The following is a 24,803-nucleotide window of genomic DNA, read 5'->3' on the forward strand; positions in this document are numbered from 1 at the left end:
TTGAGTCATGACGATCCCGAGCAGACGACCCCGTCCGATTCCCCGCCGCCAGGAGGACGAACAGGACCATGACCAGGCCACGGCTCCCCTCGCGCGGCTCGCCGTGCGCGACGCCCTGCGCGAGGCGTTCACCGACCTGGTGGACGACGTCCGCCTGACGGAGGTGGACGGCATGGCGCACGTCTACGTGTCCGTCCGCCTCGCCGCCTCCACGTGCCCGGAACTCATCCGCGCCACCGCCCGTGAGGCGTACCGGACCGTTCGCGGCGAGCCGGTGGTCGCCCACGTGTCCGCGGCCTGCCCCGCTTGTCGACGCCGGTGACGTCCGCGACGCGCTCCCGGGGGCTGGAGGACTCACTCGCCACTGCGCAGCGCGGCGCGGGTTCGGGGACACCATGGTGGGCGGCCGGCAGTTCCGGCAGCGGGACGGGGATCAGGTGCTCTTCGCGGTGCCGTTCAGACGCAGGGCGGAGATGAGGAAGAAGACGCCGCCGGCGGTCGCGTACCCGGCGAGGCTTGTCAGCGATGCGGCCGGCGTACCGGCCTGGAGGATGAACGCCGTCCCGGCGATCGTGGAGATCGCTCCGCTGAGGATCATCGCCCACTGACCACCGAGCCCGCGTCGGCTGACGGCCACGATGAGCTGCACGATTCCGGCGGTGATCGCCCAAGCGCCCCAGACGCGCAGCATGGAGGGCACGCCGGAGGTGGCCGCGACGGCCAGACCGATGGCGGTGAGCAGGCTGAGGGCCAGGTTGACGTACAGGGCCGCGGTGGGGCGCGCGGTCGCCGAGGAGCGCAGATCGACGATGGCCGCGGCGACGTCGAACAGCGGGTAGATCACGAGCAGTGCCACGCTCACGGGGCCAGAGGGCCCGGCAAGGAACAGCAGGACCGCCCAGATGAGGGCGAATCCGAATCGCACCACGTAGAGGTTGCGCAACGCCACGGCGGTGCGACGGGTGTTCACATCAGTGACGGTGGTCATCGTCTCTCTTCTCGATCGGAGTAGGTAGAATGACTAGTAACTCTACCGCGCTGACAGTAGCTCGGCGGTCGGGTCCGGCACAAGGGGTGAGGAGGAGGGACCGCGTATGATCCCAAGCGTGAGCAGCCCCATGCGTGAGCGCCTCCTTGAAGCGGCGGCCGAGCTGTTCTACGCACACGGGCTCCGCGCGGTGAGCGTCGACAAGGTCATCGACCTCGCCGGCACGACGAAGGTGACGTTCTACCGGCACTACAAGAGCAAGGACGACCTCGTCGTCGCCTACCTCGAACGCCGCGCCGCACTCGAACGGGACGGCATCGGTGCGGCGATCAAGCAGGGCGAGGGCGATGTCGATGCCACCCTGCGGGTGATCGCCGAGGCGATCGGCCTCATCGCCTGCGCGCCCGGCTTCCGCGGCTGCCCCTTCATCAACGCCGCCGCCGAATACCCCGACCCGGACAGCCCGATCCGCAAGGCCGTCGACGCGCATCGCCGCTGGAACAAGGCGACGTTCGAACAGCTCATCGCCCCGCTCGGTCTGAAGAACTCCGGAGAGGTCGCCGACGACCTGATGCTGATCCGCGACGGCGCCATGGTCGCCGGATATCTCGACCAGCCGGCGACCGTCGCCGCCTCGTTCCTCCGCAGCGGCCGGGCCCTCATCGGCACCGGCGATTCGCCCCGGAGCTGAGCCCGCCGCTGCCGCGCCGGGCGGGGGTGACGCCCCTGTTCGGCCGGGGCCCCGATAGCCCCGTCTGCCGGACGTGGGCCGAAGGTCCCGCGATCACGGGACTTCGGGACGGCCGGAGCATGCCGTACGGCTCCTGTGGCACACCCGGTGATCGCGGTTTCCTTGAGACGTCACCAAGAGAGCAAGAACGTTGAAAGGGGCCGGTCATGGCCACCATCGAAAGGCGCGACCACGGCGACCACGTGCACGCCGCCACTCCCCCCGTCACGGCCCAAACCCCCGCGCCCCGGGTGACCACACAGCCGACCACACCGGCAACCACCGCCGGCCCGGTCCGCTACGTGTGGGCCGCCGCCCGCGTCGCCATCGGCTGGGTGTTCCTGTGGGCCTTCCTGGACAAGCTGTTCGGCTGGGGCCTGGCCACCCCCGCCGCCAAGGCCTGGACCAACGGCGCCAGCCCCACCGCCGGCTTCCTCAAGGGCACCGCCGACCACACCCTCGGCGGCCTGTTCACCACCCTCGCCGGCCAGCCCTGGGTCGACTGGCTGTTCATGACCGGCCTCGCCGCAATCGGCACCGCCCTCATCCTCGGCATCGGCATGCGCATCGCCGCCACCACCGCAGGACTGCTCCTGCTCATGATGTGGGCCGCCGAACTGCCCCTGACCACCAACCCCTTCATGGACGAACACATCGTCTACGCCATCGTCCTGATCGGACTCGCCCTCACCGGCGCCGGCACCACCCTCGGACTCGGCACCCAATGGGCCGCCACCCCACTCGTCCGCCGCTTCCCGATCCTCAAGTAACCCATCCGGCTCCCGGCGCCCACCCCCGGCCCCCCGGGGGTGGGCGCCGGCGTGGCCCGGCCGCCGGGCGTGCTTCCCTCATCCGACGGCGAGCCCACGCAGAAGACCCTCCCTGAAGGCAGAAGACCCTCCCTGAAGAAGGTGCGCCGTGCACTCTCCCTTCGCCACAGAACGCGCTTTTCACCGGCTGCTCACCGCCGCCGGGCAGGCGCCCTCGGTGCTCAACACGCAGCCCTGGCGGCTCGCAGCGGTCCGCGGGGAGTTCGCCGAACTGCTGGCCGACCCCGACCGGCGGCTGCGCGTCAGCGACCCCCGGGGGCGTTCACTGCACGTCAGCTGTGGCGCCGCTCTGTTCAACCTCCGGCTCGCCGTGCGGACGGCCGGTCACCGGCCGCTGATCTGGCTCCTGCCCAACACCGCGGATGAACCACAGCTCCTGGCCGCCGTCCGCGTGTCGCCGTACGCCCCGGCTTCCGGGCGAACCCGCGAACTGTACGACCGCATCGGCCTGCGCCGGACCAACCGGGAGCCCTTCGGCGAACGGCCGGTTCCCCCGCACGTGCTGGCCGACCTGCGCCACGCGGCGGCCTGCGAGGGGACGCGCCTGGTCACGCTGGAGCGGCACGCCGCGGCGGACCTGCTGGAACACATCGCCGTCGCCGACGACGAGCTCGGCAAGGACGGCGACTACCAGGCCGAGCTGCGGGCGTGGACGATGAGCGGAAACCGCCGCGACGGCCTGCCGTCCTACGTGCGAGGGCCCGGCTGCGCAGACGACCCTGCGCCCGTCCGCGACTTCGGGACGCGCGGGGAGCGCCGGGCGGTCCGTTTCGAGTCGAATCCCCGGCTGGCCGTGCTCACCACCTCGGGCGACGGCCCCGCCGACTGGCTGCGCGCCGGCCAGGCCCTGCAGCGCCTGCTGCTGACCGCGACCGTCCATGGCGTCTCGGCCTCGTTCCTCAACCAGCCGCTCGACCTCCGCGACATGCGCCGACGCAGCGATCCCCACCACCGGCGCGGGCACATCCAGATGATCATCCGGCTGGGGTACGGCCCGGCGGTCCCCCGCGCACCCCGCCGCCCCGCCGCTGAGCTGAGGGGAACCCCTCCGGCCCGGCCCCGCGAGGGCTGCGCGGCGTGAGCCGGCGCCGAGATGGCCTACTGCTCGCGGGGCAGGCCGGGCGGGTTGACCACGGATTCGGGGACGGCCTCGCCGGACAGGCCCCAGCGGGCGAGGACCTTGGCGTACGTGCCGTCCTCGATGAGGGCGTTAAGGGCGTCGGCGATCGGCTTGGCCAGGCCGTTTCCCTTCCGCGTCATCGCGGCGATGAGCCCCTGGAGCGTGGGCCCGGCGCCGGAGTAGGTGCCGACGATCTTCGTGTCTCCGCTCACCGCGGCGTGGTAGGCGGAGGTGGGGTTGGGTGCGAAGTACGCCTGGATCCGGCCGGACCTGAGCGCCAGATAGGTGTCGGCCGCCTGCTTGTAGTACTGGATCTGAGCGGGTTTCCGCCCGGCGGCGCGGTTCTGCCTGTCCCAGCCCAGCAGGATCTTCTCCTGGTTGGTGCCGGAGCCCACGGCCACGCTGAGCCCGGCCACGTCGGCCGGCTCGGCGATCGCGGTGATCGTGCTGTCCTTCGGCACCTCCCATGCCACCTGGTCGAGCCGGTAGGTGGCGAAGTCGTAGACGTCCTTGCGCTCCTCGGTGACGGTGATATTGGAGAAGCCGGCCGTGTACTTGCCGGACCGCACCGCGAGGAACAGGTTCTCCCACGAGGTGGCCTCGATGCGCACCTTCAGGCCGAGAACGTCGGCTACGAGTGAGGCGATGTCCTCCTCCACCCCGATCGGGGTGACGTCGTCGTCGGCGACGAACGACAGTGGTGGCTCGAAGGTGGAGGTGCCGATCAGGAACTCCCCCTTGGCCCGGATCGCGGCGGGCACCTCGGCGGCGATCGCCTCCACCTTCGCGGCCCGGATCCGGTTCTGCTCCGGACTCGTGTTGATCTTCAAGACGCCGGGCGGGGCCGCGGCAGCGGCCGCGTCGCCGTCGTAGGGAGCCGTGCCGCAGGCGGCCGTCAGCAGCAGAGCGGACACGCCGAGCACGGATGATCGGGATGGTGACATGCGATCGTCCTTCAGGGTTCAGAGCACCTTGCTGAGGAAGGCGCGCGTACGGTCGTGCCTCGGCCGGTCGAGCACCTGCCGGGGCGGTCCGTGCTCCACGATCTGACCGGCGTCCATGAAGACCACGGTGTCGGCGACCTCGCGGGCGAAGCCGATCTCGTGGGTCACGACGATCATGGTGGTGCCGTTGCGGGCGAGCGCCTTCATCACTTCCAGCACCTCGCCCACCAGCTCGGGGTCGAGCGCCGAGGTGGGCTCGTCGAACAGCACGACCTTGGGCCGCAGGGCCAGGGCCCGGGCGATCGCGACGCGTTGCCGCTGTCCCCCGGACAGCTGCCGCGGATAGGCCTCGGCCTTGTCGGACAGGCCCACCTGCGCCAGCAGCTCGGTCGCCAGCGCCTCGGCCTGGCCGCGTGGGCGGCCCTGCGCCGAGATCGGGGCCTCGGTCACGTTCTCCCGGACGGTGAGATGGGGGAACAGGTTGAAGTTCTGGAAGACGAAGCCGATCTGGGTGCGCCGGCGCAGGATGTCGCGTTCTCGCAGCTCGTACAGCCGGTCTCCGGACCGCCGGTAGCCGACGAACTCGCCGTCGATGGCGACGTACCCGCGGTCGATCTTCTCCAGGTGGTTGATGCTGCGCAGCAGCGTCGACTTGCCCGACCCGGACGGACCGATGATCACCGTCACCTCGCCGGGGTGAACCTGCAGGTCCACCCCGCGCAGGACCTCCAGAGGGCCGTAGCTCTTGTGCACGCCGCGCACGTCGACCATGGGTGTGCTCATCGCCGCCCGTCCCCGCCCGGTCGCCGCGTCGGCCGCCGTAGGGCGAGGATCCCGCGCATCCGCTGCAGGGGCGTGGGCGGCAGGGCCTGCGCGAGGCCCCGGCCGAACCGGCGTTCCACGTAGTGCTGCGCGGCCGACAGCACCGTGGTGAGGACGAGATACCAGATCGCGGCCACCAGCAGCATCGCGATCACCCGGCCGTTGCGGTTGTAGATCACCTGAACCTGGTAGAACAGCTCGGGCAACGCCATGATGTAAACGACCGAGGTGCCCTTGACCAGGCCGATGATCTCGTTGCCCGCCGCCGGGACGATCGACCGCATGGCCTGAGGAAGCTGGATCCGGAAGATCTGCCTGGCCCGCGGGATGCCGAGCGCGGCAGCCGCCTCCAGCTGGCCCGGGTCCACCGACAGGAGGCCTCCGCGGACGATCTCCGCGGCGTACGCCGCCTGGTGCAGCGCCAGGCCGAGCGCGGCGGCCGTCACCGGCCCGATCAGGTCCATCGAGTCGACGGAGAAGAACGCGGGCCCGAACGGCACCCCGAACGAGATCTGCTTGTACAGGGCGGCGAGGTTGTACCAGAACAGCAGCTGCAGGATGAGCGGCACCGAGCGGAACAGCCACACGTAGCCCCAGGCCGCCGACGCGAGCAGCGGGACGCGGGACAGCCGCATCAGCGCGAGCGCGGTGCCCAGCAGGAAACCCAGCACGATGCCGAGCGCGGTCAGCTCCACGGTGAACAGCACCGCGTGCACCACCGAGGGATGGAACAGGTATGCGCCGACGACCGGCCAGTCCCAGGCCGGATTGGTGACCAGCGCGTTGACCGCCATCGCCAGCAGCACCGCCACCGCGGCGCCGGCGATCCAGCGTCCCGGGTGACGCGCCTTGAGCACGGTCAGCGAGCCGGCGGTCTCCGCCGCCGCCTCCTCCAGCACGGCGGGCGCGGTCATCGTGCCTCCGTGGCGTGCGGTGAGTGGTCGTGATTGAGCGCGAAGAGCTCGGCAGTCATGGATCAACCCTCCCGGCGACCGCGCTGATCGCGGACGTCCGACGTGCCTCCATCTTCGGCACAGGTACGCAATACCGTCAAGACCTACTTGTTTAGTAGGTAATTGCGTAGGATGCCTCCCGGATGAGGACGAGTGACAGGAGGCCCGATGCCGAAGGAATCCGTGTTCCCCGCATCTGGCGGCGCCGGCGGCCGCGCCCCGCGACGAGATGACCATGGAGGCGAGCGCGTGAGCACCGGCCACGACGCGTCCCGAGGAGAGCCGCGATGAGCGACCGGCACCTCCTGGACAATCCCGTGTGGGCGTCGCTGACCGGCCCGCACGCGCGCTTCGCCGAACGGCACGGCAGCGCGTTGCGCTACCCGGATGACGTCTCGCCGTTCTTCGCGCTGCCCGACGACCCCGGACCGGCGGACTGGAGCGACCTCGCCGCGCTCGCGGGGCCCGGCGCGACGGTCCCGGTCACCGGCGAGGCCGCCGCGGCGCCGGACGGGTGGGAGGTGGTCGCGCACGGCGGGGGCGTGCAACTGGTCGGCGACGACGTGGTCCCCGTGCCCGACGACGAGGCGGTCCGCCTGCGGGCGTCGGACGTGCCGGAGATGCTGGACCTCGTCGCACGCGCGCAGCCGGGACCGTTCCGGCCGCGCACCATCGAGATGGGCGTCTACCTGGGCATCCGCCGCGGCGGCGCGCTGGTCGCGATGGCCGGGGAGCGGCTGCACCCACCCGGCTGGACGGAGATCAGCGCGGTCTGCACCGACCCGGCCTTCCGCCGCCAGGGGCTGGCGTCACGGCTGGTGCCGGCCGTCGCCGCCGCCATCCGCGCCCGCGGCGAGACCCCGTTCCTGCACGCCGCCGCGAACAACACCACGGCGATCCGGGTGTACGAGAAGCTCGGCTTCCGCCTCCGCCGGCGGACCACGTTCGCCACCCTCCGGGCGCCTGCCGACGTGCCGGTCGCATGAGCACGAGGCCGATTGATTGACGGCAAAACCCTATATACCTACTGTATTAGTTGGTTTAGCTGCACGCCGGCCGAGACGTCAGGAGTCCCCCGTGACCAAGCAGATCCATCTCGCCGCGCACTTCCCCGGCGTGAACAACACCACGGTCTGGTCCGACCCCGCGTCGGGCAGTCAGATCGACTTCGACTCGTTCCGCCACCTCGCCCAGACGGCCGAACGCGGGAAGTTCGACTTCTTCTTCCTGGCGGAAGGACTGCGGCTGCGCGAGGCGAAGGGACGCATCCACGACCTGGACGTCATGGGACGCCCGGAGTCGCTCACGGTCCTGTCCGCCCTGGCCGCCGTCACCACCCACCTGGGGCTCGCCGCGACGGTGAACTCCACCTTCAACGAACCGTACGAGGTGGCGCGGCGGCTGGCCACGCTCGACCACCTGAGCGGCGGCCGGGCCGCGTGGAACGTGGTGACCAGCTTCGACGCCTTCACCGGGGAGAACTTCCGCCGGGGCGGCTTCCTGGCCGAGGCCGACCGGTACACCCGGGCCAAGGAGTTCCTGCAGACCGCCAGGGAGTTGTGGGACTCGTGGGCGTCGGACGCGGTGGCCGCGGATCCGGAGGCGGGACGGTTCCTGCGGCCCGGCGGCGTCACCCCTTTCCGGCACCGGGGACGGCACTTCGACATTTCGGGACTGTTCAACGTGCCGCGGGGCCCGCAGGGCCACCCCGTGATCATCCAGGCCGGGGACTCGGACAAGGGCCGTGAGTTCGCCGCGTCGTCGGCTGACGTGATCTTCAGCAGGCACAGCAAGCTGGAGGAGGGCCGCGCCTTCTACCGTGACGTCAAGCGCAGGCTCGCCTCCTACGGCCGGCGGCCGGAGGAGCTGAAGATCCTTCCCGCGGTGACGTACGTGCTCGGCGACACCGAGGCCGAGGCCGCGGAACGGGCCGTCGAGATCCGCCGCGCGCAGGTCGGCCCGCAGACGGCGCTCTATTTCCTGGAGGCCGTGTGGGGCCGCGACCTTTCGGGATACGACCCGGACGGCCCCCTGCCCGACGTCGAGCCGGACCTCGACGAGGGGGTGTCCAAGGGCCACGCGGCGTTCCGCCGAGACCGTGGCGAGCTGGTGGCCAAGTGGCGCGCCCTCGCCGAGGAGAAGAACCTGTCGATCCGGGAGCTCGCCATCGAGGTCTCCGCGCCGCAGACCTTCATCGGCACCCCGCGGTCGGTCGCCGACGAGATCGATCGCTTCGTGCAGGCCGACGCGGCCGACGGCTTCATCTTCGTGCCCCATCTGACTCCCGGCGGGCTGGACGACCTGGTCGACAAGGTCGTCCCCCTGCTTCAGGAGAAGGGCGTGTTCCGGGCCGACTACACCGGGCCCACCCTCCGCGACCACCTCGGCCTCGCCCCCCGCACCCAGGACCGCATCGAGGAGACCTCATGACCCTGCATCTCGCCGTCGCGCTGGACGGCGCGGGCTGGCACCCGGCCGCGTGGCGGGCCGAAGGCGCGCGGCCCGACCGCCTGTTCACCCCCGGCTACTGGGCCGGACTCGTCGCGGAAGCCGAGCGCGGCCTGCTCGACTTCGTCACCTTCGAAGACGCGCTCGGGCTCCAGTCCTCCCGCCTCAACGAGCCCGACGGGCGACTCGACCAGGTGCGCGGGCGGCTCGACGCGGTGCTGATCGCCTCACGCGTCGCCCCGCTGACCTCACGGATCGGCCTCGTGCCGACCACCGGCATGACCCACACCGAGCCCTTCCACGTCGCGATCGGCATCGCCTCGCTCGACCACGTCAGCCGCGGCAGGGCCGGCTGGCGGCCCCAGATCTCCGGTCGCCCCGACCACGTGGCACACTTCGGCCGCCGCCCGCCGTTCCCGCCGCAGGACTACTCCGGCGACCGGGATCCCGTCTTCGGCGAGCACGTGCTGGGCCTGTTCGCCGAGGCCGCCGACGCGGTCGAGGTGGTCCGCCGCCTGTGGGACAGCTGGGAGGACGACGCCGAGATCCGCGACGTCGCGACCGGCCGGTTCGTCGACCGCGACAAGCTCCACCACATCGACTTCCGCGGCGAGTGGTTCAGCGTGAAGGGTCCTTCGATCACGCCGCGCTCCCCGCAGGGCCAGCCGCCGGTCACCTCCCTGGCCCACGACACGCTGTCGTACGAGTTCGCGGCCCGGTCTAGCGACGTCGTGTACGTCACGCCACGCGACCGGGAGGACGCCGCCGCGATCGTCGAGAGCGTCCGGGCGGCGGAGGCGGCCGTCGGACGCACCGAGCCGCCGTTGCGGATCTTCGCCGACCTGGTGGTCTTCCTCGACTCCCGCGACGCGTACGGCCGGAAGGCCCGGCTGGACGACCTCGACGGCGCCGAACTCAAGAGCGCCGAACTCGATTGGGACGCCCACGTCTTCACCGGCACCCCCGAGGAGCTCGCCGGGCTGCTGCTGGAGTGGCGGGAGGCGGGGCTGGAGGGATTCCGGCTCCGGCCGGGACAGCTCCCTCACGACCTGGTGGCGATCACCAGGGGTCTCGTGCCCGCCCTGCAGAACGCGGGCGCGTTCCGGACGGCGTACGAGACGGTGGACCTGCGCGGACGGCTCGGCCTGGCCCGTCCCGCCAGCCGCTACGCGGCATGAATCCGCGGGGGGCGAGCCGGCGCGGACCGCTCGCCCCTCACGCGGGATCACCGGGACGGCCCCCGTCAGGCCCGCGCCCGGGGGCGATACCAGGAGGCGGCCACGACGAGCAGGGCGGCGACTCCGACGAACCGCGGAGTTCCACGGTCCGCCAGATGCCGAGAGGCCTCCTCAGGTCAGGCGACGGAATTTCCTGAGGACTCCTCAGGTTGATGGTCAAGATTCAAGATGAGGTAGCCTCAGGAAGTTAAGCGGGAGGTACCGATGGACGCGAAGCCCTACATCGCCCAGCGCCCGAAGCGCGCGGACGGCCGGCGCAACTACGACGCCATCCTCGCCGCGGCGCGCAAGGCGTTCGAGACCTCGGGCGCCGACACCTCGCTGGAGGACGTCGCGAGCCAGGCGGGCGTCGCCATCGGCACCCTGTATCGGCACTTCCCCACCCGGGCCTCACTCGTGGAGGCCGCCACCCGCGACGGCCTGGAGAGCCTCGTCGCGCACGCCGAACGGCTGGCCGGCGGACCGGATCCGCTCGACTCGCTGATCGAGTGGATGCGCGAGGCCGTCGTGCACTTCAGCACCTTCCGCGGCCTGGTCGGCATCCTCGCCCGGAGCATGTACGACGAGGGCACCCCCTCCCACGCCATGTGCGCCGCGATGCGCCGCGGCGGCACCGACCTGCTGCGCGCCGCCCAGGCGGCCGGCAGGGTGCGGCCCGACCTCACGCCCGAGGAGCTGTTCGACCTCCTCAGCGGCGCGGCCTGGGTGCGCGAGCAGGCCGCCTCCGGCAGAGACAGCAGCCCGCGATTCCTGCGGCTGGTGCTGGAGGGCATCACGATCCCCGAAGACTGACCCTCGCCGCGCGCGGGCGATGGCCACGCGCTGCCGCTGGCCGCCCGAGGGCCAGCCGCGCGAGCGTCGTCTTGCCCGACCCCGGCTCGCCGACCACGCCGAGTGTCTCCTTCGCGCGCTGGCGTGCTCTTTTCCGCGCCTCAACTACCTGAGAGCCATCCACAGGTCAGCGTGGTCTCGCAGCAAGAAGCGGTGATCCACTTCTGATCCGACGGTCGCAGGTTCGAATCTCGCACAGCGCGCTGTCGCCGGAGGGCTACGGGTATTCGTGCCGATCAACCGCGGGGCCATGGTTCGGTCCCCCGGAGTCACGCCACCGATTACGGGCCGCGGCGGAGCTGCTCGGGAGGCATACGGCGCAGTTCCCAGAGCAACGATCGTCCGGAGGTCAGATCCGTGGCGGTGACCACCAGCCGGTCATCGGTGAGGTCGTACCGGCCGGACAGCAGCTGTTCGCCCTTGTAGAGCCACGTCTGCCAGATCCTGATCGTGGCGGTGGCCGGATCAACCTCGAAGTGGTGGGTCTGCCATGTCTGTCCGCTACGCAGGACGACCTGGTAGGCGCGGTTGTGCTCGAAGTAGACGCGCTCGGCCGGACCGGGCAGCCCAGGGGGCTGGAAGGTGCCCGCCGTCACGTTCCATGTGCCGTCGAGCGGAGTGGGCGACCGGTTGTTGTAGTTGGCGACGTAGTACGAGCACGAAGCCGGAACCGCGAGCAGGAGCGTCACGAGCACAGCGTGTGCCCACCGAGGGCGTATGCGTCGCGGACGGGGCGCGATCCGATTCTGGTCGTTCCAGAACACCGCAAGCAGTTCACGATGGTGCTTCCACAACAGATAGCCCGCGCAGCCGGCCCCGACCAGGGCGACGAGCAGGGCGTCGAGGGCGATCCTGTAGGAGACGTTGAGCACGGTGATCCCGGCGAGCAACGGTGCGGCGCCCGCGGCACCAAGCAGCGTGGTGCGACGGAACGCCAACGCTATGCCCAAGCCGATCTGCAAAAGCGCGATCAGGTTGCCGAAGAGCGGTGAGTAACCGAAGTAGTACCAGGTCAGCCAGAATCCACTCACCGCGCCCATCGGCTTGTCGAGCTCGGAGTCGAGCACGGTGAACTGGGAACCGAAGAGCTTGGCGAAGCCGTACTGCAGCAGGATCACCGCGGTGGTCCACCGGCATATCGAGTAGAGGAAACGCCCGCCCTCCGGCGCCGCGACCTCATCGTCGTGCTCGGCCGCTGTCTGCCTCGTCACAAGCCGCCTCCGGTCCCAGGCTCACGTGGGTGCCCTGAGGATGACAAGCCTGGGCGAGCCGATGCCGGCAAAGTCATGCCTCCGTTGGGGCACTCGGCTCCAGGATGATCGAACGGAGAGGCTATTGCATCCGCGCGCGTCATGATTTTTTCTGGTTGCAGCTCTGGTTGCAATCCAGCGCCGTACGGCGCCGGCTCCTCCTGCCGTGCCCGCGTGGAACGCCCCGGCCTGCGCAGCGGGCGGGCCGGACCGCGCCGCGCGGACGCCGGAGACGGTCACGACCCCGCCCCTGGCGTGCGTCTTCCATGCCACGCCTCGGCGAGCAGCTCGTACGAGCGAACGCGGTCGGCGTGCCCGTGTGTGATGGTGGTGACCAGTAACTCGTCGGCACCCGTGACCCGCTGGAGCACGCGCAGCCGCTCCGCGACCGTCTCCGGCGAACCCGCGAACTGGGTGTCCACGCGGTCGGCCACCAGTTCCCTGTCCGCCTCGCTCCAGACATGCGCGTCCGCCTCACCCGGCGTCGGGTAGGGGATCGCCCCCTGGCCCGTACGGATGGCGCGCACCCAGAGGCCGTACGGTTTGGCCAGCTCCCTGGCCGTCGCGTCGTCCTCGGCCACGACCACGTCCGCGGAGACGACGACGTACGGCTCGGACAGCACCTTGGAGGGGGTGAACGCCTCGCGGTAGGCCTCCACGGCCTCCAGCACCGACGCCGGGCTGACGTGATAGTTGGCGGCGAACGGAAGCCCGCGCTCCCCCGCCACCTTCGCGCTCTGTCCGCCGCTGCTGCCGAGGATCCACAGCTCCACCTCGGCGCCCTTACCCGGCACGGCGTGCGCCGCGATCCCGTCGGGCGACCGGTAGGTGCCCTCCAAGAAGGCGACGACCTCGTCGACCTGCTCGGCGAAGTCGGGGGTGCGCGCGCCCGGCTGCTGCAGCAGCGCGGCCTGGAGGGCGAGCTGCGGAGAGCGGGCCAGCTCGGCGAAGGAGAACGCGGGCGGGATCAGCAGCCCGTCCACCACGCGGGACTCGCTGGGCGCCGCGGCCCGGGCGGCCTGCGGAGCCCGCGCGGCGTGAGGAACCTGCGCGGCTTGGGGCGCCTGCGCGGATTGAGGAGCCTGGGGAGCCTCAGCCACGATCTCCGCCCTGCGCTGCCCGGAACGGCCGAGCCCGAGGTCGATCCGGCCGGGGTGGAGCGCGTCGACGAGGCCGAACTGCTCGACCACCGCGACAGGCGTCTGGTGGCCGAGCTGCACCGCGCCCGAACCCACCCTGATGTGGTTCGTCGCGGCCGCGATGAGGCCGATGAGCACCGCCGGGGCCGAGCTCGCGACACCGGCCGCGAAGTGGTGCTCGGCCACCCAGTAGCGGAGGTACCCGAGACGCTCCGCGTGGCGCGCGAGGTCGATGCTGTTGCGCAACGCGTCTCCCGCTCCGCTGCCGGACGGGATCGGGGACAGGTCGAGGATCGACAGGGGAACCGGCCGCCTGACCGGCCGCGCTGTGCTCACTGGCTGCGCTGTGCTCACTGGCTGCGCTGTGCTCACTGGCTGCGCTGTGGACTGTGCTGTCGGCTCGGGGACGCTCATGCCGGGGCTCCGGTGCTCGTGACGGTGCTCTGACGGGTCCCGGCGCTCTGGTTGGTCACGGCGCTCTGGTTGGTCACGGCGGTGTTCTGATGAGTCACGGTGCTCCTGCGGGTAACGGCGCCTTCCTGCCGGGTCGCGCCGGCGCTCTGCGGAACCACCGGCACGGCGGGGAACGGCCGGCTCGGGATCTCCGCGCGCAGGACGGGGGCGATGTCGCCTTGGAACAGCTCCAGCGCCTCCCGGTGCTGCGCCCGGGTCAGACCGTCGGCGTCCGCGCTGATGTGCATGACCTCGTGGCCCAGCCGCTCGTGGTAGCGGAGAACCTTGTCGATGATCTGCTGGGGGCTGCCGACGAGGATCGAGCCGCGCTCGACGGCGTCCTCCAGCGAGTGGAAGACCGGTTCCACGCCCGATCGGCGGAACAGCGCGACGCGGGCGTCGTAGATCGGGCGGTAGGTCGCGATCGCCTCCTGCGAGGTGCGCGCCGCGTAGAAGCCGGCGCTGCCCGCGCCCACCAGCGCGTCGGCGGGGTCGTGCCCGTGGTGCGCCCACCGTTCGCGGTAGTGGTCGACCAGCTCGGCGTACGGCTCGATGGGGTTGGTGACGTTCGCCGAGAACAGCGGGTCACCGTAGCGGGCGGCCAGGTCGACCGACTCCTTGCTGGTGGCGCTGCCGTGCCAGACCCGGATCGGCCGCTGCAACGGGCGCGGCCACGTCTCCGCGTCGGTGAGGGACGGCCGGAACCGGCCCTCCCAGGTGACCCTGTCCTCCCGCCAGAGCCTGCGGAACAGTTCGTACGCCTCCCGGTTGCGGTCCCACTGGTCCTCCGATGTGACGTGGAAGAGCCGCGCCTGGGCCGACCCGTTCCCCTTGCCGATGATCAACTCAAGGCGTCCGCCCGACAGGTGGTCGAGCGTCGCGTAGTCCTCGTACGCCCGTACCGGGTCGAGCAGGCTGAGCGTGGTGACGGCGGTGAACAGCCGGATGCGGGAGGTCCGGGCGGCGATGTGGCTGAGCACGACCGGCGGCGAGGAGGAGATGAAGGGCCGCTCGTGCCGCTCCCCCACTCCGAAGCCGTCGAAGCCCAGCTCCTCGGCGAGTACGGCGGTGTCCACCACGTCGCGGAACCGCTCGGTGGTGGACCTGGTCTCGCCGGTCAGCGGGTCGGGCCCGTGCGCGATGAGGGTGATGGCGAGGAATTTCACGTGGTCGCATACCTCTCGAAGAGGGGCTTTACGCTTTACCCACTAACTATGTAGGAAAAGCAGGCTATGTCAACGGCCGCGAAGAAATCCGCCCGTCACCACGCCCCGTCACGCCCACCACGCCCCGTCACGCCCACCACGCCACCTACCACGCCACGACACCCGCCACCGCGCCCCGCCGTCCCCGCCCCGTCGCCACGTCTGGCCTCTCCACGTCTGGCCGTCTCCACGTCCTGCCGCCGCGCCAGTCTGACGTCACGCCTGCCCGGCCACGGCTGCCTGACCACGCCTGTCTGACGTCAGGATGCGGGCCGATGGCAGGATGCTTGCGACAGGTGCCGTGGCGGTCACGGCGTGAGGGATGGCCGCCGGACCGAGGGAGAGCCGGAGGAGGCCGATGAGCCGGAAGAACCACCGCATCGCCGTGCTCGTGCTGGAGGGCGCGAAGCCGCTCGACGTCGGCATCCCCGCGCAGGTGTTCTCCAACCGGCCGAGCATGCCGTACGAGGTGCGGGTCTGCGGCGCCGCGCCCGGACTGGTGACCGGCGGCGACGGCCTCTCCTATCACGTGGCCGAGGGCCTCGGCGCCTTGGAGCAGGCCGACACCGTGTTCATCCCCGGCTATCGGGAGCCGGCGACCACGGAACCACCGGTCGCGGTCGTCGGCGCGCTCATGACCGCCCACGAGCGCGGAACCCGGCTCGCGGCCATCTCGACGGGGGCGTTCGCGCTGGCGGCGACGGGCCTGCTCGACGGAAAGCGGGCGACGACCCACTGGCACTACACAAAGGCCCTCGCCGGCAAGCACCCGCTCGTTCGGGTGGACGAGAACGTGCTGTTCGTGGACGAGGGCGACGTGCTGACGTCGGCGGGCGCGGCGTCCGGCATCGACCTGTGCCTGCACCTGGTGCGGCGCGACCACGGCGTCGGGCTGTCCAACCATGTGGCGAGACGGCTGGTGGCCGCGCCCTATCGCAGCGGGGGTCAGGCGCAGTACGTTCCCCGCAGCGTCCCCGAGCCGCTCGGCGACCTGTTCGCGAACACCCGCGAGTGGGCCCTGGCGCACCTGTCCGAACGGCTGACCCTGGAGACCCTCGCCCGCCACGCGCGGGTGTCGGCGCGCACCTTCTCCCGGCGGTTCGCGGAGGACACCGGCTACACGCCGATGCAGTGGGTGCTCAGGGCGCGCGTGGACCTGGCACGCGAGCTGCTCGAACGCACCGACCTGGGCGTGGAGCAGATCGCCGACCGGGTGGGGCTCGGCACCGGCGCCAACCTGCGCCTGCACTTCCAGCGCATCCTCGGCACCTCTCCCACCGAGTATCGCCACACCTTCTCGGCCTGAGGCTCGCGGCCCTGGCGCGCGCGGGGAGGACATGGCGAGATCCTTGCGATCGGTGGCGAAACTTCTGGCTGGATCCTTGCGTGCGCTGTCGTTCAGGCCACTGTCGGCCCGGCATCCGAAAGCCGATCATGGAGCGCGAACGAAAGGAACGCCCATGACTCGCATCGCCGTCAACGGATTCGGCCGCATCGGACGCAACACCCTCCGCGCTCTGCTCGAACGTGACAGCGACCTCGAAGTGGTCGCCGTCAACGACCTCACCGCCCCGGAGACCCTCGCGCACCTGCTCAGGTACGACAGCGCGCTCGGCCGCCTCGGCCGCTCCGTCGAGGTCGACGGCACCGACCTCGTTGTCGACGGCCGTCGCATCACGGTGCTCGCCGAACGCGAGCCCGCCAAGCTGCCGTGGGCCGAGCTCGGCGTCGACATCGTGCTGGAGGCCACCGGCCGCTTCACCGCGGCGCGTGCCGCTCGCGCGCACATCGACGCGGGCGCCAGGCGCGTGCTGGTGAGCGCCCCCTCCGACGGCGCCGACGTCACGCTCGCCTACGGCGTGAACACCGAGGTCTACGACCCCGCCCGGCACGTGATCGTCTCGAACGCCTCGTGCACCACGAACGCGCTGGCTCCGCTGGCGTCCGTGCTGGACGACCTGGCCGGCATCGAGCACGGCTTCATGACCACGGTGCACGCCTACACGCAGGAGCAGAACCTGCAGGACGGCCCGCACCGCGACCTGCGCCGCGCCCGCGCGGCCGGCGTCAACATCGTGCCCACCACCACGGGGGCCGCCAAGGCCATCGGCCTGGTGCTGCCGAACCTCGACGGCAAGCTGTCGGGCGACTCGATCCGCGTGCCGGTCCCGGTGGGGTCGATCGTCGAGCTGAACACGGCCGTCTCCCGCGAGGTCACCCGCGACGAGGTGCTCGCGGCCTACCGTGCCGCCGCGGACGGCAGGCTCAAGGGCATCCTCGAGTACGCCGACGAGCCGCTGGTCTCCAGCGACATCACCGGCCAGCCGGCGTCGGCGATCTTCGACGCCGCCCTCACCCGCGTCGAGGGCAGGCACGTCAAGGTGGTGGCCTGGTACGACAACGAGTGGGGTTTCTCCAACCGTGTCGTCGACACGCTGGAGCTGCTCGCCCGCGACTGAGCTTCGTCGGAACGCGCACGCCCGACCAGGGCCGGACAACGGCAGAACCGCGGCAGAACCGGGGCCGGACCACAGCAGAACCGGTTCCGGAACCGGACCGCGGCAGAACCGCGGCAGGATCGGGGCCGGCCCCCGGGGATCGCGCGGAGCGGCATCTCCGTGTCCGCCGCGCTCGTCAGCGGCGCGGTCGCCGCCCGCACGGGTTCCGGCCTTCCCGGCGGGCGCCTCGGGTCCTCGGCTTTCTGATCTTGACGCAGTGATTCGCCCGGTTTGTGGGAGACTGTGCACTTGTGACCCCCGTGCTCGACCTCGCCGGAACCTTCGTATTCGCCCTGTCCGGCGCGCTGGCGGGCGTACGCAAACGGCTCGACGCGGTCGGCATCGCGGTGCTCGCGTTCTTCACGGCCGTCGGCGGCGGCATCGTGCGCGACCTGTTCATCGGTGTGCAGCCCGCCGCGCTGCGGGACACGGCATATCTCCTCGTGCCGATCGTGGCCGCCGTCATCGCGTTCTTCTGGCATCCCCAGGTCGAGCGGGCGATGCCCGGGGTGCTGGTCTTCGACGCGGCGGGCCTCGGCCTGTTCTGCGCCGTCGGGACCTCCAAGGCGCTGCACTACGGCCTCGCGCCGATGCACGCCGTGTTCCTCGGGGTCTGCACGGCGGTCGGCGGCGGCGTCATCAGAGACGTCCTGTCCGGCGAGAGACCGACCCTGCTCTACGACCGGGAGCTCTACGCCGTGCCGGCGATGCTCGGCTCGGCGTCGATGGCCCTGCTGTTCACGCTGGGGGTGCAGGGGTTCGTCGCCACTCTGTCCTCGGCGGTGCTCGCCTTCGCGTTCCGTATGCTCGCCATGCGGTACCGCTGGCGTGCGCCCCTGGCCAGGGGCGTCGGCGAGAGGGAGTGAGCGGCTCGGGCGGGGGCGACGGCGGCAACGGAAGACGACCGGCGCCACGCCCGTGCCCCGAGTGCATGCAGGGGCGCCTGCCGACATAGGAGGACAGACGGTGAGCATCATCCTTCCCGAGGATCCGTTCCACCGGAGGCTGCACCACGTGGCACCGGCCGGCCTGACATCCGACACGGCGCAGACGGGCGGCATGCGACGCCAGGCCGCCATCAGCGGCGCCACCGTCGGTGCGACACGGCTGTGGATGGGCCAGACCCAGGTGGCGCCGGCGACCGTCTCCGCCAACCACCACCACGGTGACTCCGAGACCGCGATCTACGTGGTCAGCGGCACACCGTCGTTCGTGTTCCTCGACGTCGACGCCGACGAGCCGCACGAGGTGCGCATCGATACGAAACCGGGCGACTACATATTCGTGCCGCCGTTCGTGCCGCATCGAGAGGAGAACCCCGACCCCGACCTGGAGGCCGTCGTCGTCATCGCGCGGAGCTCCCAGGAGGCGATCGTGGTCAACCTGCCCGAGCTCAAGTGGACCGGCCCGGTCCGGACGTCGGCCTGACGTCGGCCTGACCACAGGGCGCTGTCCTCTCCTCGGTCGCCCTCGTCGACGACGTCTGCCCGCGCTCGACGGTGTCCGCCCCCCACACCCGCTGCGCCAGCCCTGAGCTCCCGTCAGGCGTTCTACCGTGGTCTCGTTTCCACTGCTGGGCCGCGCAGGCCGTGACGGGACGGGAGTAGCGATGGGTGACGTGCGGGTGGAGGTCGAGGGACCGATCACCACGATCTGGATGGACCGGCCCGACCGGCGCAACGCTGTCGACCGGGTCATGGCCGGGGAACTGCGGGCGGCGTTCGCGGAGTTCGAGGCCGACCAGGACCAGCGGGTGGCGATCCTGGCCGGCAGCGGCGGCACCTTCTGCGCGGGCGCCGATCTGACCGCGGCCGGGGACCCCGAGCGGCGCAACGAACTGGATCCCGAGGGAGGCGGCAGCGGTCCGATGGGGCCGACCCGGATGCGACTGGGCAAGCCGCTGATCGCCGCGATCGGCGGATACGCGGTCGCGGGTGGCCTTGAGCTGGCGCTGCTGGCCGACCTGCGGGTCGTCGAGTCCGACGCGGTGCTCGGGGTGTTCTGCCGTCGCTGGGGGGTGCCGCTCATCGACGGCGGCACGGTCCGGCTGCCGCGGATCGTCGGCCTGGGCCGCGCCCTCGACCTGATCCTCACCGGCCGCCCGGTGGGGGCCGACGAAGCCCTCGCGATCGGCTTGGCCAACCGGGTCGTCGAGCCGGGCCGGGCGGTCGAGGCGGCCCGTGAGCTGGCCGGGCAGATCGCGGCGTTCCCCTTCGAATGCGTCCTGACCGACCGGGCCTCCACCTACGCCGCGCTGGACCTGCCCCTGGCCGAGGCGTTGCGCGCCGAGGGGGCGGCGGGCGTTCCGATCGTGGAGCGCGAGGGCGTGGCCGGCGCCGCCCGCTTCGCCGCCGGCGCCGGCCGCCACGGGGTCTTTCCCGCTCATCCCTCCGGCCCGGAGCCGGCGTAGGCGCGGCGGTCGACCTAACGGAAGCGGCGCAGTCTGAGGCTGTTGCTGACGACGAAGACGCTGGAGAAGGCCATCGCCGCTCCGGCGATCATGGGGTTGAGCAGTCCCGCGGCGGCCAGCGGCAGGGCCGCGACGTTGTAGGCGAACGCCCAGAACAGGTTGCCCTTGATCGTGCGCAGCGTGCGCCGCGACAGCCGGATCGCGTCGGCCGCCACCCGCAGATCACCCCGCACCAGCGTCAGATCGGCCGCCTCGATCGCCACGTCGGTGCCCGTGCCCATGGCCAGCCCGAGATCGGCCTGGGCCAGCGCCGCGGCGTCGTTGACCCCGTCGCCGACCATCGCCACGGTCTTGCCGTCGGCCTGCAACCGCTTGACCACATCGACCTTGCCGGCCGGCAGCACGTCGGCGATCACCTCATCGATGCCCACCTGGGCGGCGACCGCCTGGGCGACCGCCCGGTTGTCACCGGTCAGCAGCACCGGCGTCAACCCCAGCGCCCGCAGATCGGCGATGGCCTGGGCGCTGGTGGGCTTGACGACGTCGGCCACCACCAGCACCGCGCGGGCCTGGCCGTCCCAGCCGACCGCCACCGCCGTACGGCCGGCGGCCTGCGCCTGCTCCAGCGCCCGCGCGAGGCCGGCGGGCAGGTGCTGGGACCAGTCCTCCAGCAGGCGGGGCCGGCCGACCAGCACGGCGTGGCCGTCCACGATGCCCTGCACCCCCAGGCCCTCGACGTTGGCGAAGTCCTCCGGGGCAGGCAGGTCGCCGACGCGTTCGGCGGCGCCCCGGGCGACGGCCTGGGCGATGGGGTGTTCGGAGGCGTGTTCCAGGGCCCCGGCCAGGCGGAGCACCTCGTCACGGTCCTGCCCGTCGGCCAGGTGGACCTCGACGAGGGTCATCCTTCCTTCGGTGACGGTGCCGGTCTTGTCCAGCACGATCGTGTCGATCGCGCGGGTCGACTCCAGCACCTCCGGGCCCTTGATCAGGATGCCGAGCTGGGCGCCCCGGCCGGTGCCGACCAGCAGCGCGGTCGGCGTGGCCAGGCCCAGCGCGCACGGGCAGGCGATGATCAGCACGGCGACCGCGGCGGTGAAGGCCGCCCCGGCCCCTTCGCCGGTGCCGAGCCAGTAGCCCAGGGTCGCCACGGCCAGGGCGATGACGATCGGGACGAAGATCCCGGAGATGCGGTCGGCCAGGCGCTGCACCTGCGCCTTACCGGTCTGGGCGTCTTCCACCAGACGGGCCATCTGGGCGAGCTGGGTGTCGGAGCCGACCCGGGTGGCTCGCACGACCAGCCGCCCGCCGGCGTTGACCGTCGCCCCGGTGACCGAATCGCCCGGCCGGACCTCGACCGGGACCGACTCGCCGGTGAGCATCGAGGCGTCGACGGCCGAGGCGCCTTCCTCGACGATGCCGTCCGTGGCGATCTTCTCGCCGGGCCGTACGACGAAGTGGTCTCCGGCCTTCAGCTCGTCGACGGGGATGCGCACCTCGCGGCCGTCGCGCAGCACCGCCACATCCTTGGCGCCCATTTCAAGCAGGGCGCGTAGCGCCGCTCCAGCCCGCCGCTTGGACCTCGCCTCGAAGTAGCGTCCGGCGAGGATGAACGCGGTCACCCCGGCGGCGGCCTCCAGATAGATGTTGCCCGAGCCGTCGCTGCGGGTGATGGTCAGGTCGAACCCGTGGGTCATCCCGGGCACGCCCGCATCACCCAGGAACAGCGCCCACAGCGACCAGCCCAGCGCGGCGATCGTGCCGAGCGAGACGAGGGTGTCCATGGTGGCGGCGCCGTGTCGCAGGTTGGTCCAGGCGGCCTTGTGGAACGGCAGGCCGCCGTAGACCACGACGGGGGCGGCGAGCGTCAGCGACAGCCACTGCCAGTAGGTGAACTGCAGGGCGGGGATCATCGCCAGCGCGATCACCGGCACCGCGAGCACCACCGACACCAGCAGGCGGGTCCGCAGGGGAGCGAGCTCGTCTCCCGGTTCCTCAGCCGCCTGCTCGGGTGCGGGCGGCTCGGGCAGCCTGGCCGTGTAGCCGGCCTTCTCCACCTCCGCCACCAGCAGGAGTGGATCCACATCAGCGGGGAAGGTGACCTTGGCCTTCTCCGTGGCGTAGTTCACCGTGGCCGTGACACCGTCCAGCTTGTTGAGCTTGCGCTCGATCCGGTTGGCGCACGACGCGCAGGTCATGCCGCCTATCGAAAGCTCGACCGCGCCGGACGGCCGGTCACCGGTTATGGAGGCCATCGCTCCTCCTTTCCGCGTCATACTCGCTGTCAGTGGCCGGAGTGGGCGTGTTCGGATCCGTGGTCCGCCGTGGCGGTGGGGACTGCCCCTGAGGGTCTCTCCGCCCGTACGGTGAAGGCGGCGGTGTGCACGGTTCCGTCGTGCTGGAAGTCGAGGAAGAGCCGGTAGTCGCCGGGGCTGGGAACCTCGGCGTAGAAGGTGATGCCGGGGCCTGCGGGGGTGACGCCGTCACCCGGAGCGCCGTCGGGGTGCACATGCAGGTAGGCGAGGTCGCCCACGCGCAGCGCGACCAGATGTCCGTACGCCCCGAGGTAGGGCTGCAGGTCGGTCACGGGCTTGCCGTCCCTGGTGATCTCGGCGGTGAGCCTGCTCGCCGCACCCGGTGTGAGGGTGCCGTCGAGCCGGACGGTGTATCCCTCGACCGTAGCCGTACGGCTGGGCGCCGGCAGGGCCCGGGGTGCGTAGTCGCCGGGAGCGTACAGGTCCGCGCCGAGGGTCAGGCCTTCCCCGCCCTGGGGGACGAAGTCGGCGAACACCCGATAGGCGCCGGCGTCGGGCAGCGTCAGCGGCACCGACCAGATCCCGTCGCCCGACAGCTCGGGGTGCAGGTGCCGGAAGACGACTCCATCCCGGCTGACCACGATGAGGTGCAGCTTCTTGTCGTGCTGGGTCTCGTAGGCGGTCACCGGGCGGCCGTCGGGGCCGTCCACGGTGAACCGGAACTCGGTCTGAGTCCCGGGGGTGACGATCGTGGTCTGCGGGGTGAGGGTGTAGCCACTCTGGGACACCTGGAGTCCTCCCGGCACGTGTTCCGTCTTCCGCGCGGCCGGTGGAGGGGTCGCGTGATCTCCATGGCTGTTGTTCGCGGGCGCCCGTCCGGTCGCGCCCACGGCGCCGCCGACGCCGAACGCCCCTGCGAAGACCACGGCGAGACCGAGGACATATGTGCCCAGGCGGGCCGGTGTGTTCATTGCTTGTCCACCACTTCATATCCAGCCTCCTCGACGGCGGCCCTGATCGTGGCCGTGTCGAGGGGGCTGTCGCTTTCGACGGTGACGATCCCGGTGGCGAGATCCACCTCGACGCCGGTGACGCCGGGGACCTCGCCGATCTCCTCCTTCACCGAGCTGACGCAGTGTCCGCAGGTCATACCGGTGACGGTGTAGGTGGCGGTGGTCATGACGCTTCTCCTTTGTGATAGCCGATCAGGAACGGACGAGACGGGCGACGGCCTCGGAGGCTTCCTTGATCTTTACGTCGGCTTCGGTGCCGCCCTTGGCGACGGCCTCGGCCACGCAGTGCGCCATGTGCTCGCCCAGCAGTTGCAGGGCGAACGCCTGGAGCGCTCTGTTGGCGGCCGAGACCTGTGTGAGGATGTCGATGCAGTACTTGTCCTCGTCGACCATCCGCTGCAGTCCGCGGACCTGCCCCTCGATCCGGCGCAGCCGCCTGAGGTGGTCTTCCTTGGTCCCCGTGTATCCGGCCATCTCCCCGCCCTGCTCTGCTGAGTTCCGTCCTCTCTGTATCTAACACCTTACCCCCCTAGGGTATTTCGCGGGCCCGTCTTACCCGGGGATGGGCCCGCTCGGAGTGACCTGGACCTGCGCTGCCTGGGCGTCCGCGGCGACGGGCGCCGACGACGCGCGTTTGCGCATGAGCAGCAACGACGGTGAAGATCCTCCGGGCGCCGAACAGGTCGGACAGACGACCTCCGAGCAACAGCAGGCCGCCGAAGGCGATGACGTAGGCGTTGAAGACCCACTGCAGCGCGTCCGGGGAGAAACCCAGGTCGCGCTGCATGTCGGGTAAGGCGACACCGATGATCGAGGTGTCCATGATGACCATGAACTGCGCCGCGGCGAGCACGATCAGCGCCTGCCACCTGCGCGGATTGACGGCGTTCATTGCCGCACTCCTGTTCTTCACATCCGCTGGCGATGGGAGGATGCGCTGGAGGGTTGGGTGTGATGCCGAATCGGACCGGCCCCGCAGGTGGGCGTGCATGCCAGTGCACGCCCACCGCCTTCTTCGGGGGTCGATCCGCTAGTAGTGCTTTGTTAGGTGATCAGGGTGGTCGCTGTGAGCATGTCGGACAGCGGCCGGTCCAGGTAGCCAGAAGCAGCTGGAGTTCTTTGAGGATCGTGTAGAGGGTCAGGCCGCGGCTTTTGGGTCGTGTAAGCGCAGTTCGGTGCAGAACAAATGAGCGGCGGTGACCAAGGTGACGTGGCGGTGCCAGCCGATCCAGGAGCGGCCCTCGAAGTGGTCCAGGCCCAGGCCGGTCTTCAGCTCGCGGTAGTCGTGCTCGATCCGCCAGCGGATCTTTGCCAGGGCGATCAGCGTGGCGGGCGGGGTGTCGGCGGGCAGGTCGGTCAGCCAGTACTTGATCGGCTCGGTCTCGCCGGCGGGCCATTGCGCGATCAGGACATTGACGGGCAGTGTGCCGTCACCTGCCGGGTGGGGCCGACGTCCGGCGACGCGAACGGGCAGGATGACGAATTGGGAGGTCATGGCTCCTTTGGAGCCGGTGCGCCAGGTCACGGTGATCGCCGTCTGCCGTCCGGCGGCCAGCACGTGCTCGCGCAGGCTGATCGGCCTGTTCGGGTAGCGGTGCGGCCGGGGCGGGCGACCTCTGCCCGAGTAGGTGACCGGGTCGGGTTCATCGGTGGCGTGGTGGGCGGTGACCGCGCCTTTG

The 24,803-nt window shown here is 71.1% G+C and carries 26 protein-coding genes; 13 read left to right on the top strand and 13 right to left on the bottom strand.

The window, feature by feature from the left end; all coding sequences use genetic code 11:
* Nucleotides 1–7: 7 nt before the first annotated feature.
* The gene (locus ACGFIB_RS33515) at nucleotides 8–322 is read left to right on the top strand and encodes a hypothetical protein (RefSeq protein ID WP_393377223.1); all 315 of its coding nucleotides are present in this window, start codon (nucleotides 8–10) and stop codon (nucleotides 320–322) included.
* A 111-nt stretch (nucleotides 323–433) separates the two neighbouring features.
* On the opposite strand, the gene ACGFIB_RS33520 is transcribed toward ACGFIB_RS33515, so the two are convergent.
* Nucleotides 434–988, bottom strand: a complete 555-nt coding sequence (locus ACGFIB_RS33520) for a hypothetical protein (RefSeq protein WP_142575502.1) — start codon at nucleotides 986–988, stop codon at nucleotides 434–436.
* Between the two features lie 118 nt (nucleotides 989–1,106).
* On the opposite strand from ACGFIB_RS33520, the gene ACGFIB_RS33525 reads away from it, so the two are divergent.
* From ACGFIB_RS33525 to ACGFIB_RS33535, 3 genes are all read left to right on the top strand, one after another.
* Nucleotides 1,107–1,679, top strand: coding sequence for a TetR/AcrR family transcriptional regulator (locus ACGFIB_RS33525; RefSeq protein WP_393377226.1), 573 nt, complete (start codon nucleotides 1,107–1,109; stop codon nucleotides 1,677–1,679).
* Nucleotides 1,680–1,885: 206 nt separating this feature from the next.
* A complete protein-coding gene (locus ACGFIB_RS33530) occupies nucleotides 1,886–2,488 on the top strand; it encodes a hypothetical protein (RefSeq protein ID WP_393377229.1) in 603 nt (200 codons plus the stop codon).
* A 148-nt stretch (nucleotides 2,489–2,636) separates the two neighbouring features.
* A complete protein-coding gene (locus ACGFIB_RS33535) occupies nucleotides 2,637–3,629 on the top strand; it encodes an Acg family FMN-binding oxidoreductase (RefSeq protein WP_393377231.1) in 993 nt (330 codons plus the stop codon).
* 17 nt (nucleotides 3,630–3,646) lie between these two features.
* On the opposite strand, the gene ACGFIB_RS33540 is transcribed toward ACGFIB_RS33535, so the two are convergent.
* From ACGFIB_RS33540 to ACGFIB_RS33550, 3 genes are read right to left on the bottom strand one after another with little or no spacing between them, the layout of a single operon-like run.
* A complete protein-coding gene (locus tag ACGFIB_RS33540) occupies nucleotides 3,647–4,612 on the bottom strand; it encodes an ABC transporter substrate-binding protein (RefSeq protein WP_393377233.1) in 966 nt (321 codons plus the stop codon).
* An 18-nt stretch (nucleotides 4,613–4,630) separates the two neighbouring features.
* Entirely contained in the window at nucleotides 4,631–5,395 is a 765-nt protein-coding gene (locus ACGFIB_RS33545; protein WP_357252431.1) for an amino acid ABC transporter ATP-binding protein, read from the bottom strand.
* Nucleotides 5,392–6,348, bottom strand: a complete 957-nt coding sequence (locus ACGFIB_RS33550; RefSeq protein ID WP_357252428.1) for an amino acid ABC transporter permease — start codon at nucleotides 6,346–6,348, stop codon at nucleotides 5,392–5,394. Before ACGFIB_RS33550 ends, ACGFIB_RS33545 begins: the two co-directional genes overlap by 4 nt.
* 326 nt (nucleotides 6,349–6,674) lie before the next feature.
* Between ACGFIB_RS33550 and ACGFIB_RS33555 the strand changes: the two genes are divergently transcribed.
* The 4 genes from ACGFIB_RS33555 to ACGFIB_RS33570 all read left to right on the top strand — a co-directional run bounded on the left by ACGFIB_RS33555 (nucleotide 6,675) and on the right by ACGFIB_RS33570 (nucleotide 10,865).
* Nucleotides 6,675–7,373: a GNAT family N-acetyltransferase gene (locus ACGFIB_RS33555; protein WP_357267163.1), complete on the top strand. Its 699-nt coding sequence runs from the start codon at nucleotides 6,675–6,677 to the stop codon at nucleotides 7,371–7,373.
* A 91-nt stretch (nucleotides 7,374–7,464) separates the two neighbouring features.
* Nucleotides 7,465–8,817, top strand: a complete 1,353-nt coding sequence (locus ACGFIB_RS33560; protein ID WP_393377237.1) for an NtaA/DmoA family FMN-dependent monooxygenase — start codon at nucleotides 7,465–7,467, stop codon at nucleotides 8,815–8,817.
* Nucleotides 8,814–10,013, top strand: coding sequence for an LLM class flavin-dependent oxidoreductase (locus ACGFIB_RS33565; protein WP_393377239.1), 1,200 nt, complete (start codon nucleotides 8,814–8,816; stop codon nucleotides 10,011–10,013). The genes ACGFIB_RS33560 and ACGFIB_RS33565 overlap by 4 nt, the downstream gene beginning before the upstream one ends.
* Before the next feature lie 264 nt (nucleotides 10,014–10,277).
* Nucleotides 10,278–10,865 (top strand): TetR/AcrR family transcriptional regulator, encoded by a 588-nt coding sequence (locus ACGFIB_RS33570; protein ID WP_393377242.1) that lies wholly within the window; start codon nucleotides 10,278–10,280, stop codon nucleotides 10,863–10,865.
* 320 nt (nucleotides 10,866–11,185) lie between these two features.
* Here ACGFIB_RS33570 and ACGFIB_RS33575 read toward each other — a convergent pair whose 3' ends face one another.
* The 3 genes from ACGFIB_RS33575 to ACGFIB_RS33585 all read right to left on the bottom strand — a co-directional run bounded on the left by ACGFIB_RS33575 (nucleotide 11,186) and on the right by ACGFIB_RS33585 (nucleotide 14,912).
* Nucleotides 11,186–12,115, bottom strand: a complete 930-nt coding sequence (locus ACGFIB_RS33575; RefSeq protein WP_357267155.1) for a hypothetical protein — start codon at nucleotides 12,113–12,115, stop codon at nucleotides 11,186–11,188.
* A 275-nt stretch (nucleotides 12,116–12,390) separates the two neighbouring features.
* Complete coding sequence (locus tag ACGFIB_RS33580; RefSeq protein ID WP_393377244.1) at nucleotides 12,391–13,629, bottom strand: MsnO8 family LLM class oxidoreductase; 1,239 nt, start codon at nucleotides 13,627–13,629, stop codon at nucleotides 12,391–12,393.
* 74 nt (nucleotides 13,630–13,703) lie between these two features.
* Complete coding sequence (locus ACGFIB_RS33585) at nucleotides 13,704–14,912, bottom strand: LLM class flavin-dependent oxidoreductase (protein WP_357252412.1); 1,209 nt, start codon at nucleotides 14,910–14,912, stop codon at nucleotides 13,704–13,706.
* Nucleotides 14,913–15,309: 397 nt separating this feature from the next.
* Between ACGFIB_RS33585 and ACGFIB_RS33590 the strand changes: the two genes are divergently transcribed.
* From ACGFIB_RS33590 to ACGFIB_RS33610, 5 genes are all read left to right on the top strand, one after another.
* The gene (locus ACGFIB_RS33590; protein ID WP_142575846.1) at nucleotides 15,310–16,257 is read left to right on the top strand and encodes a GlxA family transcriptional regulator; all 948 of its coding nucleotides are present in this window, start codon (nucleotides 15,310–15,312) and stop codon (nucleotides 16,255–16,257) included.
* A 154-nt stretch (nucleotides 16,258–16,411) separates the two neighbouring features.
* Nucleotides 16,412–17,410, top strand: a complete 999-nt coding sequence (gap, locus tag ACGFIB_RS33595) for a type I glyceraldehyde-3-phosphate dehydrogenase (RefSeq protein WP_393377246.1) — start codon at nucleotides 16,412–16,414, stop codon at nucleotides 17,408–17,410.
* Between the two features lie 290 nt (nucleotides 17,411–17,700).
* Entirely contained in the window at nucleotides 17,701–18,315 is a 615-nt protein-coding gene (locus ACGFIB_RS33600) for a trimeric intracellular cation channel family protein (protein WP_142575844.1), read from the top strand.
* A 100-nt stretch (nucleotides 18,316–18,415) separates the two neighbouring features.
* Nucleotides 18,416–18,877 (top strand): cupin domain-containing protein, encoded by a 462-nt coding sequence (locus ACGFIB_RS33605; protein WP_357267149.1) that lies wholly within the window; start codon nucleotides 18,416–18,418, stop codon nucleotides 18,875–18,877.
* A 181-nt stretch (nucleotides 18,878–19,058) separates the two neighbouring features.
* Nucleotides 19,059–19,859, top strand: a complete 801-nt coding sequence (locus tag ACGFIB_RS33610; RefSeq protein WP_393377249.1) for a crotonase/enoyl-CoA hydratase family protein — start codon at nucleotides 19,059–19,061, stop codon at nucleotides 19,857–19,859.
* A gap of 14 nt (nucleotides 19,860–19,873) precedes the next feature.
* Here ACGFIB_RS33610 and ACGFIB_RS33615 read toward each other — a convergent pair whose 3' ends face one another.
* From ACGFIB_RS33615 to ACGFIB_RS33640, 6 genes are all read right to left on the bottom strand, one after another.
* Nucleotides 19,874–22,111, bottom strand: coding sequence for a heavy metal translocating P-type ATPase (locus ACGFIB_RS33615; protein WP_393377252.1), 2,238 nt, complete (start codon nucleotides 22,109–22,111; stop codon nucleotides 19,874–19,876).
* 29 nt (nucleotides 22,112–22,140) lie between these two features.
* On the bottom strand, nucleotides 22,141–23,082 hold the full coding sequence (locus tag ACGFIB_RS33620) for a hypothetical protein (protein WP_393377255.1): 942 nt from the start codon (nucleotides 23,080–23,082) through the stop codon (nucleotides 22,141–22,143).
* Complete coding sequence (locus tag ACGFIB_RS33625) at nucleotides 23,079–23,291, bottom strand: heavy-metal-associated domain-containing protein (protein WP_142575839.1); 213 nt, start codon at nucleotides 23,289–23,291, stop codon at nucleotides 23,079–23,081. The genes ACGFIB_RS33620 and ACGFIB_RS33625 overlap by 4 nt, the downstream gene beginning before the upstream one ends.
* A gap of 25 nt (nucleotides 23,292–23,316) precedes the next feature.
* Complete coding sequence (locus ACGFIB_RS33630; protein ID WP_357252391.1) at nucleotides 23,317–23,598, bottom strand: metal-sensitive transcriptional regulator; 282 nt, start codon at nucleotides 23,596–23,598, stop codon at nucleotides 23,317–23,319.
* 55 nt (nucleotides 23,599–23,653) lie between these two features.
* Nucleotides 23,654–24,016 carry an MFS transporter gene (locus ACGFIB_RS33635; protein WP_357267141.1) on the bottom strand — a complete coding sequence of 121 codons (363 nt, stop codon included), beginning with the start codon at nucleotides 24,014–24,016 and terminating at the stop codon, nucleotides 23,654–23,656.
* A 246-nt stretch (nucleotides 24,017–24,262) separates the two neighbouring features.
* Nucleotides 24,263–24,803, bottom strand: a 541-nt coding sequence (locus ACGFIB_RS33640; RefSeq protein WP_393377257.1) for a transposase, incomplete at its 5' end; no start/stop codon positions are given.

The sequence above is a fragment of the Microbispora bryophytorum genome (assembly GCF_043197435.1).
Classification (GTDB): Bacteria; Actinomycetota; Actinomycetes; order Streptosporangiales; family Streptosporangiaceae; genus Microbispora; species Microbispora bryophytorum.

Coding starts and splice junctions, on each gene's coding strand:
- ACGFIB_RS33515 (WP_393377223.1), top strand. CDS start 8: ATGACGATCCCGAGCAGACGACCCCGTCCGATTCCCCGCCGCCAGGAG.
- ACGFIB_RS33520 (WP_142575502.1), bottom strand. CDS start 988: ATGACCACCGTCACTGATGTGAACACCCGTCGCACCGCCGTGGCGTTG.
- ACGFIB_RS33530 (WP_393377229.1), top strand. CDS start 1,886: ATGGCCACCATCGAAAGGCGCGACCACGGCGACCACGTGCACGCCGCC.
- ACGFIB_RS33540 (WP_393377233.1), bottom strand. CDS start 4,612: ATGTCACCATCCCGATCATCCGTGCTCGGCGTGTCCGCTCTGCTGCTG.
- ACGFIB_RS33545 (WP_357252431.1), bottom strand. CDS start 5,395: ATGAGCACACCCATGGTCGACGTGCGCGGCGTGCACAAGAGCTACGGC.
- ACGFIB_RS33550 (WP_357252428.1), bottom strand. CDS start 6,348: ATGACCGCGCCCGCCGTGCTGGAGGAGGCGGCGGCGGAGACCGCCGGC.
- ACGFIB_RS33555 (WP_357267163.1), top strand. CDS start 6,675: ATGAGCGACCGGCACCTCCTGGACAATCCCGTGTGGGCGTCGCTGACC.
- ACGFIB_RS33565 (WP_393377239.1), top strand. CDS start 8,814: ATGACCCTGCATCTCGCCGTCGCGCTGGACGGCGCGGGCTGGCACCCG.
- ACGFIB_RS33570 (WP_393377242.1), top strand. CDS start 10,278: ATGGACGCGAAGCCCTACATCGCCCAGCGCCCGAAGCGCGCGGACGGC.
- ACGFIB_RS33590 (WP_142575846.1), top strand. CDS start 15,310: ATGAGCCGGAAGAACCACCGCATCGCCGTGCTCGTGCTGGAGGGCGCG.
- gap (WP_393377246.1), top strand. CDS start 16,412: ATGACTCGCATCGCCGTCAACGGATTCGGCCGCATCGGACGCAACACC.
- ACGFIB_RS33610 (WP_393377249.1), top strand. CDS start 19,059: ATGGGTGACGTGCGGGTGGAGGTCGAGGGACCGATCACCACGATCTGG.
- ACGFIB_RS33615 (WP_393377252.1), bottom strand. CDS start 22,111: ATGGCCTCCATAACCGGTGACCGGCCGTCCGGCGCGGTCGAGCTTTCG.
- ACGFIB_RS33620 (WP_393377255.1), bottom strand. CDS start 23,082: ATGAACACACCGGCCCGCCTGGGCACATATGTCCTCGGTCTCGCCGTG.
- ACGFIB_RS33625 (WP_142575839.1), bottom strand. CDS start 23,291: ATGACCACCGCCACCTACACCGTCACCGGTATGACCTGCGGACACTGC.
- ACGFIB_RS33630 (WP_357252391.1), bottom strand. CDS start 23,598: ATGGCCGGATACACGGGGACCAAGGAAGACCACCTCAGGCGGCTGCGC.
- ACGFIB_RS33635 (WP_357267141.1), bottom strand. CDS start 24,016: ATGAACGCCGTCAATCCGCGCAGGTGGCAGGCGCTGATCGTGCTCGCC.